The organism is Microbacterium sp. NPDC077184 (genome assembly GCF_040687055.1).
Lineage (GTDB): Bacteria > Actinomycetota > Actinomycetes > Actinomycetales > Microbacteriaceae > Microbacterium.
On sequence record NZ_JBFBMM010000001.1, the window covers coordinates 168,281 to 182,653 of the forward strand.

General features: G+C 69.2%; 6 protein-coding genes. 5 read left to right on the top strand and 1 reads right to left on the bottom strand.

What is annotated here, in order from left to right; translation table 11 throughout:
* Positions 1-140: 140 nt before the first annotated feature.
* A complete protein-coding gene (locus tag AB0O93_RS00750) occupies positions 141-1,055 on the bottom strand; it encodes an oxygenase MpaB family protein (RefSeq protein WP_363339580.1) in 915 nt (304 codons plus the stop codon).
* 147 nt (positions 1,056-1,202) lie between these two features.
* Here AB0O93_RS00750 and AB0O93_RS00755 point away from each other — a divergent pair, with 147 nt between their 5' ends.
* From AB0O93_RS00755 to AB0O93_RS00775, 5 genes are all read left to right on the top strand, one after another.
* The gene (locus AB0O93_RS00755) at positions 1,203-4,715 is read left to right on the top strand and encodes a family 43 glycosylhydrolase (protein ID WP_363339582.1); all 3,513 of its coding nucleotides are present in this window, start codon (positions 1,203-1,205) and stop codon (positions 4,713-4,715) included.
* Between the two features lie 303 nt (positions 4,716-5,018).
* Positions 5,019-7,928 carry an immunoglobulin-like domain-containing protein gene (locus AB0O93_RS00760; protein WP_363339584.1) on the top strand — a complete coding sequence of 970 codons (2,910 nt, stop codon included), beginning with the start codon at positions 5,019-5,021 and terminating at the stop codon, positions 7,926-7,928.
* A gap of 121 nt (positions 7,929-8,049) precedes the next feature.
* Entirely contained in the window at positions 8,050-10,974 is a 2,925-nt protein-coding gene (locus tag AB0O93_RS00765) for a family 43 glycosylhydrolase (RefSeq protein ID WP_363339586.1), read from the top strand.
* A gap of 49 nt (positions 10,975-11,023) precedes the next feature.
* Positions 11,024-13,450: a family 43 glycosylhydrolase gene (locus AB0O93_RS00770; protein WP_363339588.1), complete on the top strand. Its 2,427-nt coding sequence runs from the start codon at positions 11,024-11,026 to the stop codon at positions 13,448-13,450.
* A 201-nt stretch (positions 13,451-13,651) separates the two neighbouring features.
* The gene (locus tag AB0O93_RS00775; protein ID WP_363339590.1) at positions 13,652-14,290 is read left to right on the top strand and encodes a hypothetical protein; all 639 of its coding nucleotides are present in this window, start codon (positions 13,652-13,654) and stop codon (positions 14,288-14,290) included.
* Positions 14,291-14,373: the final 83 nt, after the last annotated feature.

The window sequence follows — 14,373 nt, forward strand, 5'->3', positions numbered from 1 at the left end:
TCGCGCCGCGGGTCGCCGCGGCCTCTCGTGCCGCCTTCGTCCCGCGTCGGGCCAGGTAGATGCACCCCGGATCAACCTTCGATGCTAGAGGGTGCACATGGGAGAGTGCTGGGCGGGGCCACGCCCGGGGCATCCTCCGGTCAGGATGCCGGTTCGACGCCGAGGCGCCGCAGACGGCGTCGCGCGAAGTCCTGGGCGCGCGGCCCTTCCCCGAGGGCGCGCGCCGACACCGCCAGGACGACCCGGGTGAGTGTGATCGCGGGCCACCACACGCGCCGGAGGCCCAGGATCCTCCGGTACTCGCGGGGGAGGCTCGCCACGGCGGCGGCGAAGAGGATGCGATACGCCACCCGCATCGCGCCCGAGAAGCGGATGCCGCGGAGGAAACGCACCACGTCGTCGACCCGCTCGTCGCGACGGAGCTCGCGGCGGTCCAGGAACCCCCGCAGCCGCGAACGCAGCTCGGCCTCGGTCCGGGGCGGATCGGTGAGTCCCATCAGCTCGCCGGCTCGGCTCCACTCGGCCACGTAGGCGTCGGCACCGCCGGGTATCGGTCCGCCCCAGCGCTGGTGGCTGCCGAGGAAGGCGGCCGTGAAGGCGATGTGGACCCACTCGACGAGGTCGGCGTCGCCCGCGGAGTACTCCCGCGGCCCGTCGGCGGCGTCGTACGTGCCGCGCACCCGCTCGTGCAGTCGCGCGACGCGTCCGGTCTCGCGGTCGGCCTGCGCGGTCGAGCCGTAGGTCACGCAGAGGATCCAGCGCACCGTTCCCACGAGGCGCCCCGCCGGGTCCTCGCGGTAGCGCGAGAACTCGTGGACGCCCGCGAGCGCCCCGGGATGGAGGGCTTGGAGGAGCAGAGCGCGGATGCCGGCGACGAGGGTTCCGAGCCCCGCGTGCACCGTCCACACCGCGCCGCCGTCGGGGAAGTAGCCCGCGTCGTCGCCCTCGGCGAGGGCTCGCACCCACGGCGGCTGGCCGGCGGGATCGCCCGACAGCGTCGTGAGCAGGCGCGCGCGGAGGGGCTCGCGAGCGGCGGTTCGAGGGGCGGAAGGCACCCTTCCAGCGTGCCACGCGCATCGGACCCGGGGTCCGGAAAGGGTGGTGCCCCAGCTTGGTTACCGCTAACGTGAGCGATAACAGCCGCGCTGACGCGGACCGCCGGTCGGTTCACACCGGCCGCAGAGAACTCGATGGAGAGTCCGATGCCCACACCTCCGCGTGCGCGTTCCGTCGTCGTGGCGGCGGCGGTCGCCGCCCTGATCGCCGGCCTCGGAGTGACCGCCCCGGCGGCCGCCGACATCCCGCCCGACGGGCTCATCGCCTCCTACGACTTCGGGCAGAGCACCGGCGCGAGCGTCCCCAACGCCGTCGCCGACGCGGGTTTGGGCGCCGCAACCGTCCGCAACCTGCAGCCCTCCGACTGGACCGGCTCGTCGCTCACGCTCCGGGGCGGGGCGAAGACGTCGTCCGGCAACTGGGTGGAGCTGCCGGACGATCTGCTAGCCGACGCCACCTCGGCGACTGTGGTCGCGGAGGTGCGGGCGTCACAGGCGATGCTCGGCGGCTTCCACTTCCTGTGGAACATCGGCAACGAATCCGCCGCGACAGAGTACTTCTTCGCCTCCCTCAACTGCGGCTCGGGCAGGTCCCCGCTCGTCGGGCTGAAGACGGCGGGCGTGGAGCGACTCGTCTCGAGCGGATCCTGCGGCGTCGCCGCGGACGAGTGGGTGAACGTCGCCTCGGTGATCGACGGTGACGCCGGCCGCGCGGCGCTGTACCTCGACGGCATCCGTGTCGCCGAGGGAGCGATGGCGGGCACCCCCGCGGACGTGGCGGATCAGTCGCTCAACACGATCGGGCGTGCGCCGTGGCCGGACCCCCTGTTCCAGGGGGCGATCTCGTCTTTCCACGTGTACGAGCGCGCGCTGGAGGCGTCCGAGATCGCCGAGCTCTCCCTCGCGGATGCCGAGCCCCATGCCGACCACCTGCGTGCCCGCGCGCAGCAGCTGCTCGACGGACTCTCGGTGTCGGACCTCACGACGAGCACCGACATCGACCTGCCGACGGCGGGCGGACGCGTCACGTGGGCCTCGAGCGCCCCCGAGGTGGTCGCGCCCGACGGCACGGTCACCGCCCCGTTGAGTGGCGCGGAACCCGTGGAGGTCACCCTGACGGCGACGGCGACCGTCCGCGGCCAGGAGGCGACGACGTCGATCACGGTGACGGTGGAGCCGTCGACCGAGACGGCCCAGGAGCGGGTGGACCGCCTCGCGGGGCTGTTCGTCATCCCGGCCCAGGTAGCCGCGGGCGACACCCTTCCCGCCGCTCCGCCCGGCATGACCGTCGACGTCGTCGACGACCCGGACGCGGTGCTGGAGGGGGATGTCTTCAGGGCCGGCGAGACCACCGACGCGGCCGTAAAGGTGCGCGTGACCGATTCCGCGACCGGTGCGATCAGCGAGCGCCGCTTCGCCGTCCGCGTCCTGGCCGCGAGCGAGGCCACCCGCGTCCTCGCCTATCACCGCACCCCCACGAGCGCCGCGGTCGCCAACAACGCCGACGTCGCGCTCAGCATGCACCTCGCGCTCGCCGACGGCGACGGGTGGACGCCGCTGAACGAGAACTACGGCATCTTCTTCCCGAAGACCTCGGCCGCGATCCCCGCGGCGGGTCCGCGCGACGCCCTCATCCGGAGCCTTCGCGACCCGCATGTGTTCCATCTCGCCGACGGCGGCTTCGGGATCGTCGCCACGCGCACGGCCCGCGGGGGAGCGGACGACGGAACGCGCGCCTCGAGCGTGCTCTTCGCGCGGAGCGACGACCTGCGCACCTACGACGAGGTCGGCATGATCGACCTCGGGGTCACGGGCGGGGTCAACCGGCCGGCCGCCGTCTTCGACAGCGCGTCGGACCGCTACCTCCTGACGTGGACGAGCGACGCCGGGGCGTCGGTGTACACGTCTTTCGCGGATCTGACCGACCCGTCGTCGCAGGGCGAGGTGCGTCGCGGCGCCGTGTCCGCGATCACCGTCGAGGACGACGCGGACGTCGAGGACTACGCGGTCGGCAACGCCGTCATCGTCGATCGCGCGCTCGCCCGCGCGCTGGAGGTGCGATTCGGGCGCGTGTCCAACACCACCGTCCAGGCGTTCGACCCCGTCGCACTCGACGCCGGTGACGCGCTCGAGGAGGCAGCGCTCCCGGCGCGTGCCGAACTCGCCTACACCGACGGCTCGACCGCCTCGCGCAGCATCGCCTGGGATGCGACGTCCCTCGCCGCCGTCGACACCGACGTCCCCGGAACCTACACGGTCAGCGGCGAGCTGGAGGTGCCGCAGTACCCGACCCCGTTCGCCGATGAACGCGCCGATCCGTCGATCTTCCGGTACGACCTGAACGGTGAGCAGAAGTTCCTGATGATCGCCACCGAGGACCTGTACGGCGCGAACATCGACCCGCAGGGCGGGGCGCACATGCCCATCCGGATCGCCGACCGCATCGAGGACCTCTCCGACGAGGCGTTGCGCGCCGGCCGCAACGTCGAGGTCGACCTCCTCCGTCGCGGCGACACCGACGCGGAGGGGCGCGTGATGACGGGGTGCTTCTGGGCCCCCGAGTACCACGTGATCGGCGGACGCCTGTCGATCCTGTTCATGCCCTGCTACGACGGCTCGAACGGCCGGCCGGACATGTTCACCGGTCGCGCGAGCATCATGCAGCTCCAGCAGGACGCGGAGGGCAACGACCTCGATCCGGCCGTCCCCGGCAACTGGAGCAAGCCGCGCGAGGTGCGCACCGCCGAGGGCGCGATCCTCAACCCCATCCAGGGCATCTCGCTCGACATGACCTACTTCGAGGATTCGGGGACGTCGTACTACGCGTGGCAGATGCTCGGGTCGCTCTTCGTCGCCGAGATGGATCCGGCGGATCCCACGCGGCTGACCTCGCCCGCGGTGCGGCTGACGCCGCCCGAGTACGCGTGGGACAACCTCATCGCGGAGGGGCCGAACGTCCACGCGCAGGACGGCACGCTCTTCATGATCTACTCGGGGTCCCTCGTGGGGGACTCCTACACGACCGGTCTGCTGACCGCGCCGGCCGGAGCCGGAGCCGACCTCACCGACCCGTCTCTGTGGACCAAGCTCGGCTATCCCATCCAGAAGTCCGGCCTCTTCAACGGGGAATGGCAGCGCGGGACGGGGCACGGGATGTGGTCGCGGGACGAGAACGACAACCTGCTCTACGTCTTCCACGCCCGGACCGACAACAACGGTCTGAGCGGCCGCGACACGTTCGTGCGGCGCGTGCACTTCGCCGCCGACGGGCTGCCGATCTTCGACATGGAGGCCGAGGAGGAGGTCGCGCCGGGCAATCGCGACGTGGAGATCGAGATCGTCGTGCGTCCCGCCGCGGAGCCGGAACTGGACGTCACCGCCGTGTTGTCGACACGCTGCCTGGCCGGCACGGTGCTTCAAGCAGTGACCGTCGCGAACGATGACGACGTGCCCGCCGCCGTCACCATCCGAGGGTCGTATGGTTCGAAAACAATCGCGGCCTTGGCGCCGGGGAAGAGAGCGTCGTACACCTTCACGACGCGCCAGAGCGCCGTCCCCGCGGCGACGGTGACCGTCACCGCGTCGGCAACCGTCGAGGGCGTTCCGACGACGGTGGGCTTCGATCTCACACACGCGGCGACCCTCTGTGGCGCGCGCTGAAAAACCGAGAGGGAACCGCAGATGGAAAGCTTTTTCCGCCTACTCGTTCCGCGATAGCGACGGGTGTGCGCCGTCGAGGGGACGCAGCCGAGGAGGAGGTGGCTGCGCCCCCTCGTCGGCCTGCCCGGTCGCGGTCGGCGCATACGTTCCGCAAGAAGAACGAGCGGGAGAAAGTTTCGCGTAGGGGGTTGTGCCTTTCGGACTGTTAACGGTAACACTTAAGGGCGTTCACAGACTCGGGCTGCGGTCCCCACATCGCGTAGCCCGGCATCGGCGTGACGACAGGTACGAAGGAGTATCCGAATGGTCCCCGCTTCCCCCCATCGGCTCCGGCGCATGCGCCTCGCCGGCTCGGTCACCGCCGCCGCGCTCTGCGCCGGTCTGCTGGCGGCCGCGCCGGCGACGGCGGCCGACGACGACATCACCGACGGTCTCGTCCACCGGTTCCTGCTGAACGAGACCTCGGGCACGGTGCTTGCCAACACCGGCTCGGCCGGGAGCGCCGCGAACGCGGAGCTTGTCAATGCCGAGCGTGCCGAGCTGACCGGCGACGGCGTGCGGCTCAACCCCGACGACTACGCGTACTCCCTCGACGGCGGACACGTGCGTCTCCCCGCCGATCTGACCGCGGGAATGGACGCGATCACGATCGACTACGCCGTGTGGATCGACCCCGCGAACGTCGGAGAGCACCAGATCTTCAGTCTGGGCAACAAGACCTCGTGCGACGTCGCCGGAGGCCAGCAGGGGCAGCTCTTCGGCTCGAACACCCAGCGGCTGCGCGTCGCTGCGGGGAACGTCAACGTCCAGCAGAACCGCGTGCGCCTCGCCGAGGGCGTCTGGAAGCACGTCACCTACACCCAGGCCCCGAACTCCGGCGGCTCCACGTGGACCGGGACGCTCTACGTCGACGGCGTCCAGCACGCCCAGGCCGCGAACATCACCACGCCGCCGTCCGTCAACGCCGCCGGCACCAACTGCAACTTCCTCGGGCGCTCCCAGGTGCCGGGCAACTACTCCTTCCGCGGCACCCTGGCCGACTTCCGCGTGTACGACCGGGCTCTGAGCCCGTCCGAGGTCGCCCAGCGGACGGCCGCCGCGAACGACGCGGGCGTCGTCTCGGACGCGGCCGCGATCGACCTCGGACTCACCGAGGCCATCGTCGACGACCTCGTGCTGCCCACCGCAGGCGGAGTCGCCGGATCGTCGATCACCTGGACCTCTTCCGACCCGTCCGTGGTCGAGGTGGTCAGCCCGCCGGCTGTCGCCAGCGCACGGAAGGTCCCGGTTCGCGGAGTGATCACGCGTCCGGCCCTCGGCGAGTCCGATGCGACGGCGGTTCTGACGGCCACGCTCCGCAAGGGCACGGATGCCTTGACGGTGCGGGAGATCCCGATCACCGTCGAGGCGGAGTTCGACGCCACCTCGTCGGTCGCCCGCGATGCGCTCGAGCTCGAGCTGTACGCGACGGACGACGTCCGCGGCAACATCGAGCTGCCGGATGCCGGCACATGGGGCTCGACGATCACGTGGGAGTCCTCGATCGAGAACATCACCGCCACGGGTGAGGTCACCCGGCCCGCCTACGGGCGCGACGAGGTCGCCGGCACCCTGACGGCGACCATCGCGCAGGACGGGCAGTCGCAGCAGAAGTCGTTCGACGTCGTCGTCGCACCGCTGCCGCGCGAGGAGGAGAACGAGCGCTACTTCCTCGGGTACTTCAAGGGCGAGAACCAGGCCGATGGCGAGCAGATCATGTTCGCCACCTCCAACGGCAACACGGCGCTGGACTGGACCGGCCTCACCGGAGGGATGCCCTCTCTCGTGTCGCAGCTCGGCGACCAGGGCCTGCGCGACCCGCACATCGTCCGGTCCCCCGACGGCGACACGTTCTACATGATCGCCACCGACCTGAACTGGTACGACCAGGGCGGATACGCCATCAACGACACCCAATACATCGAGGTCTTCGAGTCGAACGACCTGGTCACCTGGACTCCTCAGCGCCACGTGAAGGTCGCGCCGGATGACGCGGGCAATGCGTTCGCGCCGGAGTCTCTCTGGGTCGACGAGATCGGCGCCTACGCCGTCTTCTGGGCGCAGTCGCTGTGGAACGACCCGGTGAACCGCACCGGTCAGGGGAACGCGCAGATGTGGTACAACATCACGCGCGACTTCCAGACGTTCTCCGAGCCGCAGGTGTGGCAGGACCCGGCGCCGCTGTCGCGCATCGACACGACGGCCATCAAGGTCGGCGACCACTACTACCGCGTCACGAAGAACGAAGCCGGGAACGCCGGATCGGACCTGTTCTCCGAGAAGCACACCGACTTCCTCGACAGCGACATCGACAACTGGGAGCTCCTGGCACCCGCACTCGGTCGCACCACGTGGCAGGCCGACGCCGGTTACGAGGGGCCGGTCATCTTCGAGGCCAACCCGGGTGACACCGCGTGCCCCGGTCAGTTCTATCTCTGGGGCGACCGGTACACGAACGGCGGCGGCTACCAGGCGGCGTGCGAGTCCGACATCGAGGCGGAGACGTGGGAGGCGAAGGCCATCACGATGACCAACGCCGGAGTCGCCCGCCCACGGCACGGCACGGTGATCCCGATCACCCTGCGCGAGTGGAACAGCATCCGCGGGATCGAGAACCCCGATGTCGAGACGACCACCGCGGTCGCGGTGATCGACGGCGTCGCCACGGCCACCGTGACCGCCGCGGACACCTTCCAAACCGGTGGCATCGTGCGGTTCCAGGTCGGGGAGTGGAGCGAGACCGCCTACCTCGAGGACGGCACCGCGTCGGTCGACCTCCCGGCGGATCTGGCCGAGGGGGAGCAGCAGATCAGCGCGGCGTTCCTCGGGCACGACATCCTGCTCGCCTCCGACGTCACCGCGGAGTTCACCGTCGCGCCGGTCGTCGCCGTCTCGGTCGCTCTGAGCACTCGGTGCCTCGCGGGGAAGGCGCTCCTCTCGGTCACCGTGACGAACGACGAGGACCACCCGGTCGCCGTCGAGATCGACACGGCGTACGGCGACAAGACGATCGCGCGCCTGGAGGGCGGCCGTGCCAGCTCCTACGCGTTCTCGACGCGTCACGCCGGACTCCCCGCGGGAGAGGTCACCGTGACGGCATCGACGCCCTTCTCGCCCGTCACCGAGGAGTCGGCGGCGACGTACGACCACGCCGCGCTGTCCTGCGCCCGATGAATGCTGCGGGCGCGGAGACGTCTTTCCGCTCCCGCAGGACCCCCGCTTTGCCCCTGTACCCCCGCATTCCCCGAAAGAACCCCGCAGTCGGTGCCGACTGCGCACGGCGAAGGAGCCACCGATGTCCCCATCCCTGTCCACACTGTCTCGCGGAGCGGTCTCCGCGCTCACGGCGGGCGCGCTGTTCGGAGCACTGCTGATGCCGGTCCCCGCCGCCGCGGCGGCGGAGCCGTGGAACCCCGACTCCGCCTACACCTCGACCGACAACGGCGACGGCACCTACCGCGTGCCGTTGATGAACGCCGATGTGCCGGACGTGTCGGTGGAGCGGATCCCCGCGTCGGAGAACGACGAGGGGCGCGACATCTATTACATGATCAGCACGACCATGCACTTGAGCCCCGGGGCGCCGGTGATGAAGTCGTACGACCTCGTCAACTGGGAGATCGTCAACTACGTCTTCAACCGCGCCGACATCGGCGATGACTTCTCGCTCCGAAACGGCCAGACCTCCTACGGTCAGGGCCAGTGGGCCTCGTCGATCCGGTACCACGACGGCACCTGGTACGTGGCGTTCAACACGAACAACCTCGGGGGGTCGTACCTCTACACGACCGATGACATCGACGACGGGGTCTGGGAGCGTACGAAGCTGCCCGGGTCCTACCACGACCCGTCCCTGTTCTTCGATGTCGACGGAACGCCGTACATCTTCTACGGCTCGGGCTCCACGAGCGCGGTGCGTCTGAGCGCGGATTTCACGCAGGTGCTGCAGACCTACAACCAGATCATCCGCCCCGCCGACTACCCGGGGGCACCGGTGGGCGGTCTCTTCGAGGGCGCGCAGGTCACCTACATCGACGGGAAGTACTACATCGTCATCATCACCTGGCCCTCCGGCCAGGGGCGCCAGGTGGTGCTGTTCCGCTCCGATCACCTCCTCGGCCGCTATGCCACCGAGGACGGTTCGAACCCGTACGAGGCGAAGGGGGTCCTCAACTCCAACGGCTTCGCGCAGGGGAGCCTCGTGCCGATCGAGGACGAGAGCGGTGACCTGAACTACTGGGGGATGTTCTTCCGCGACACGTTCCCCACCGGCCGTATCCCCGCCCTCATCCCGGCGACGTGGGGCGAGGACGGCTGGCCGGTGTTCGGGAACAACGGCAGCGTGCCGGTGAACGGCTCATTCGCCAAGCCCATCGAGCTGAGTCCGGCGGAGCAGACGCTCGAACGCCAGAAGAGCATCGTCACCTCCGACGACTTCGACAATGACGCACCGCACCGCGCCTACATGGACGAGATGTGGGACATCCCCGCATCCCCCGAGTACGACGACACGCTCCTCGGCGTCGACCTCATCCAGAACGGCGGCTTCGAGAACGGCGCGACGGGCTGGTTCGCCAACGACACCGCGACCCTCTCGGCGTCGACGGATGCCGCCACCGGCGCCGGATCGATGGCGGTGACCGGTCGCCAGACGACGGGTTCCGGCCCCGCGCAGGACCTGTCCGGCAAGATCCAGGCGGGCATCACCTACGACGTCACGGCGAAGGTCAAGTACACCGACGCCGCGAGCCCGGCCACCAAGCAGTTCTTCGTGACGGCGCGGTACGGATCCGGCACGTTCACGAACCTCGCCACCGTCACCGCGCAGCGCGGGCAGTGGGCGACGATCACCGGATCGTTCACCGTCCCGGCCTCTCAGAACGTCGACGCCGTGAGGCTGTTCGTCGAGACGCCGTGGACGCAGAACCCCCAGTCGGCGCCGGCCACGCACCTCATGGACTTCCAGGTGGACGACATCACGCTCACCGGACGGCCGATCACGCGGGAGGATCCGCATCCGGATGAGATCGCCCCGACGGATTCGCGACTGGACATCCAATGGCAGTGGAACCACGCGCCCGACAACCGCTACTGGTCCCTCACGGACCGGGAGGGCTGGCTGCGCCTGACCAACGGCAAGACGGTCACCGGGGACTTCCGACACGTCAAGCTCGCGAACGACGATCAGGTCACGTGGCTCGAGGAGACGCGCAACACCCTGTCGCAGCGGACGTTCGCGCCGAGCCAGTCGGTGGAGACGAAATTCGACATCTCCGCGATGAAGGACGGTGACGTCGCGGGGCTCGCCGCCTACGCGCGGAACTTCTCCTACGTCGCTGTCAAACGGGTCGACGGGGTCAACACGATCGGTGTCGTCAACCGCACGACGCCCTTCACCGCGACGATCGACCACGCCGCCGTCGAGAGCTTCGTGCCCGGCACCACCGCCGCGCTCGGTGACGCCACCGAGGTGCACCTGAAGGCCGACCTGGACTTCGCCAACCCGACCGGGCAGCTGTGGACGACGTTCCTCTACAGCCTCGACGGGGTCACGTGGACGCAGCTGGGCAACCGGGTGGGGCCGCAGAACCTCGACGGAGCCCTGACCCACTTCATGGGGCACCGTGTCGGTCTCTTCACCTACGCGACCGAGGAAGCGGGCGGATGGGTCGACGTCGACCACTTCCTGCTGAGCGACGTCCGTTCGGCGCAGAATCTCCCGCTCGACACCACCGCGTTGGATGCCGCGATCGCGCATGCCGAGGAACTGGACGCCGCGGACTACCCGGCAGATGCGTGGTCGGCGATGGAACGGACGCTCGACAAGGCGGTCGCCGCACGCGCGGGGACGCTCGGGACCCAGAACCAGATCGACGCTCCCGAGCGCGCCCTGAGCCTGGAGCTCGCCCGACTGGGAGTCCTGGTCGACGAGGCGCCGAAGCTCGACGTCACGCTCACCGCGTCGACGCGCTGCCTCGCCGGCTCGGTGCTCGTCTCCGCGACCGTGCGCAACGACGAGGACGCCCCCGTGTCCGTGGAGATCGTGACCCCGTACGGCACGAAGAAGATCGCATCCCTCGCGCCCGGGAAGGCCAGCTCGCACGCCTTCACGTCGCGTCAGGCTGCGATCCCCGCGGGGGAGGTGCGGATGACCGCCACCTCCGGCGAGATCTCCACCGACCTCACCGAGAGCTTCACGGCGCGCAGCTGCACGTCGTGAGACACCACAACTGAATAGGGACACCTTGTACACACAGAGGAGAAATCTCTTGCACGAGCATGGCCTCACGCGATCCCGATTCCGGATCGCAGCGATGGCCGCGGCCGGTGTGCTGTTGGCAGCGAGCCTCGCTGTCACCGCACCCGTCTACGCGGCCGAGGAGGAACTCATCGTCAACGGTGGGTTCGAAAGCGGCACACAGGGGTGGTTCGCCAACAACGGCAACTCCACCGACGGTGCCACCCTGACCCTCACCGACGACGCCTTCAGCGGCACGAGCGCTCTGCGCGCGAGTGCCCGGCAGACGACCGGCTCCGGTCCGATGCACGATCTGTCCGGCAAGCTGCAGGCGGGCCAGACCTACACGGTGAAGGCGCGGGTGAAGTACGACAACCCCAACAGCCCTGCGACGAAGCAGTTCTTCGCGACGATGCACTACGGCGGGTTCACGTACACCAACCTCGGAAGCGTGACCCCGGCGCGGGGCGAGTGGGGGTACATCAACTCCACCTTCACGATCCCCGAGGGGCAGAACACCACCACGACGCGCCTGTTCATCGAGACGCCGTTCAACGCCAACCCCTCGACGGCGCCGGACACCCACCTCATGGACTTCGTCGTGGACGACATCTCGCTCGTGGGCGCCCCGCCGCCCCCGCCGCCGGCCGCGCCGTCGAAGACCATCGAGGTCGCCGGGAAGCTGCCGGGCGAGCACAACCCCCTGATCGGCCACAAGTTCGGCGCCGACGGCTACGGGTTCGTGCACGAGGGTCGCGTGTACATGTACATGACCAACGACACCCAGGGCTACGCCCCGAACCCGTCGACCGGTGTGTCGCCGCAGATCAACTACGGCAACATCAACCAGCTGACGCTCATCTCGACCACCGACATGGTCAACTGGGTCGACCACGGTGAGATCCAGGTCGCCGGCCAGAACGGCATCGCCCCGTTCACGAACAACTCGTGGGCTCCGGGCATCGAGAAGAAGGTCGTCAACGGCGAGGAGAAGTTCTTCCTCTACTACGCGAACGGTGGCGGATCGAGCAATGTCATCACCGGCGACTCGCCTCTCGGTCCCTGGTCGAGCCAGCGCACCTCGACGCTGATCAACAGCAGCACCCCGGGTGCGCAGGGTGTGCAGTGGTTGTTCGACCCGGCGCCGTTCGTCGACGACGACGGTCAGGCCTATCTGTGGTTCGGTGGCGGCCCCGCCTCGACGAGCTTCCCCGCGGCGGAGCGCTTCAACAACCCGAAGAACATCCGCGTCATCGAGCTCGGTGACGACATGGTCTCCACGCAGGGCACCGCGGCCGTCGTCGACGCTCCGGTCGCCTTCGAGGCGGCACAGGTGTTCAAGCGCGGTGAGAAGTACTACCTGTCCTACTCGTCGCACTTCGGCGGCAACGACTTCGGCGGCAACCAGACCCGGGTTCCGGGCTACCCCGGTGGCGGCGAGATCGGCTACATGATCTCCGACGACCCGATGTCGTGGCCGAAGGAGACGTACGCGGGCGTCATGTTCCCGAACCAGTCGCAGTTCTTCGGTGCGGGGACCGGTGGCAACAACCACCAGTCGGTGTTCGAGTACGAGGGCAAGTACTACTTCACGTACCACGCCCCCACCCTCAACAAGCGCATCAACGGCGACACCACGCAGGGCTACCGGAGCCCCCACATCCAGGAGCTGACCTTCAAGGAGGACGGCACCGTCAACCAGGTCGTGGGCGACTACGCCGGTGTCGAGCAGGTGCGCGACTTCGACCCGTTCCGGACGTTCGAAGCCGAGACCCTCGGCTGGAGCAAGGGCATCGCCACGGCGAAGATCGACGGCGGCTCGGCGGAGTTCGGCGGCACGTCGCCGAACCTCGCCGTGACCGACATCGACAGCGGCGACTACACCGCCCTGTCCTCCGTCGCCTTCGGGGACGACGGCGCGGCGTCCGTCTCGGTGAAGGTCAAGCCGCTCCAGGAGGGTGGCGAGATCCAGGTCCGTCAGGGCAGCGCGACCGGCACCGTCCTCGGCACCATCCCGGTGACGGGCGAGGTCGGCCAGTGGACCGAGCTCTCGGCCGAGCTCACGGGGGCGACGGGCACGCAGGACGTGTTCTTCACCTTCGCGGGACCGAGCGGCGACCTGTTCGAGCTCGACACGTGGTCGTTCACGGCCGCGGATGCCGCTGCGTCCCTCGACGTGACGGCTGCGGTGACGACCCGGTGCCTCGCCGGCAAGGTCGTGACCTCGGTGTCGGTCGCGAACCAGGATGAGGTTCCGGTCCGCGCCACGATCGTGACGGACTTCGGCACGAAGACGTACGCCTCCATCGAGCCGGGGAAGACCGCCTCGACGGCGTTCAACACGCGCTCGACGAGCGTCGTCGCCGGCTCCGCCGCCGTGACGGCCACGGCCGTCGTCGACGGCGAGACCGTCGAGGTCGAGCTCGACGCGTCGTACGGCGCGCGCAGCTGCGGCTGACCCGAAAAGCCCCGGGGGCGGACCGCGTGTCCGCCCCCGGGAAATCCCCTCCGGAAAGACTTGTCCCCTCGATTTGTTCTCGGTAACATGAACGAGTCGCGAGACAGGGATACCCCGGGCCTGACGAGCGACGACCGGAAAGTCCGGTGGTCTTTGCACGCTCGATCGACGTGGTCGTCGGTCGAAGAAACGGAGTAAGCAATGAAGTTTTCTCGTGGGCTTTCGGCCCGTATCGCCGTGGCCGCCGCCGGCGGCCTCGTGCTCGCCGGTGCGGCCGGCACCGCGTTCGCCGAGGAGTTCGGCAACGAAGATGTCGACGTCAACGTCGAGATCGCGCCGCTCGAAGAGCCGGGCGCGCTGAGCCTGAGCGTCGAGGGCACGTCGTCGATGCTCTCCGAGGTCGCTTCGGGCGACGCGGAGATCCGCCAGTTCGACGGAACTCTTCCGGTCGTGACCGTCACCGACACCCGCGCGCCCGAAGAGGTCCCCGAGGGGGCGTTCTGGTACGTGCTCGGGCAGGCATCCGAGTTCGTCGGAGACGCCGGACAGGACCCCCTCGCTCCCGGTCACCTCGGCTGGGTGCCGGAGATCGTCGGCGACAACGTCGACGGCGTCGTCGAGGCGGGCCAGGAGATCGAGACGATCCTCGACGATGGCGTGGACAACCCGGCGGTCGGCCTCGTCGAGGGCGAGTTCCTGTACCTCGCCGACACGGCTGCGGCCCGGGACGGCGAGACCAACTCCTGGTCCGCGACCGCCGGTCTGATGCTGAAGACCCCGCTCGAGGTCGCCCCGGGTTCGTACAGCTCCACTCTGACGCTCTCGCTCTTCGAGGAGTGAGGGTCCCCGCGCGGTAGCGCTCCGCAGTCGTGACGGCGTGCGTGAGGACCGGGGTCGGTGTTCGGCCCCGGTTCTCACCCGTC

What these genes read in the sequence shown, in the direction of transcription:
- AB0O93_RS00755 (WP_363339582.1), top strand. Translation starts at nt 1,203, where the DNA reads ATGCCCACACCTCCGCGTGCGCGTTCCGTCGTCGTGGCGGCGGCGGTC.
- AB0O93_RS00760 (WP_363339584.1), top strand. Translation starts at nt 5,019, where the DNA reads ATGGTCCCCGCTTCCCCCCATCGGCTCCGGCGCATGCGCCTCGCCGGC.
- AB0O93_RS00765 (WP_363339586.1), top strand. Translation starts at nt 8,050, where the DNA reads ATGTCCCCATCCCTGTCCACACTGTCTCGCGGAGCGGTCTCCGCGCTC.
- AB0O93_RS00775 (WP_363339590.1), top strand. Translation starts at nt 13,652, where the DNA reads ATGAAGTTTTCTCGTGGGCTTTCGGCCCGTATCGCCGTGGCCGCCGCC.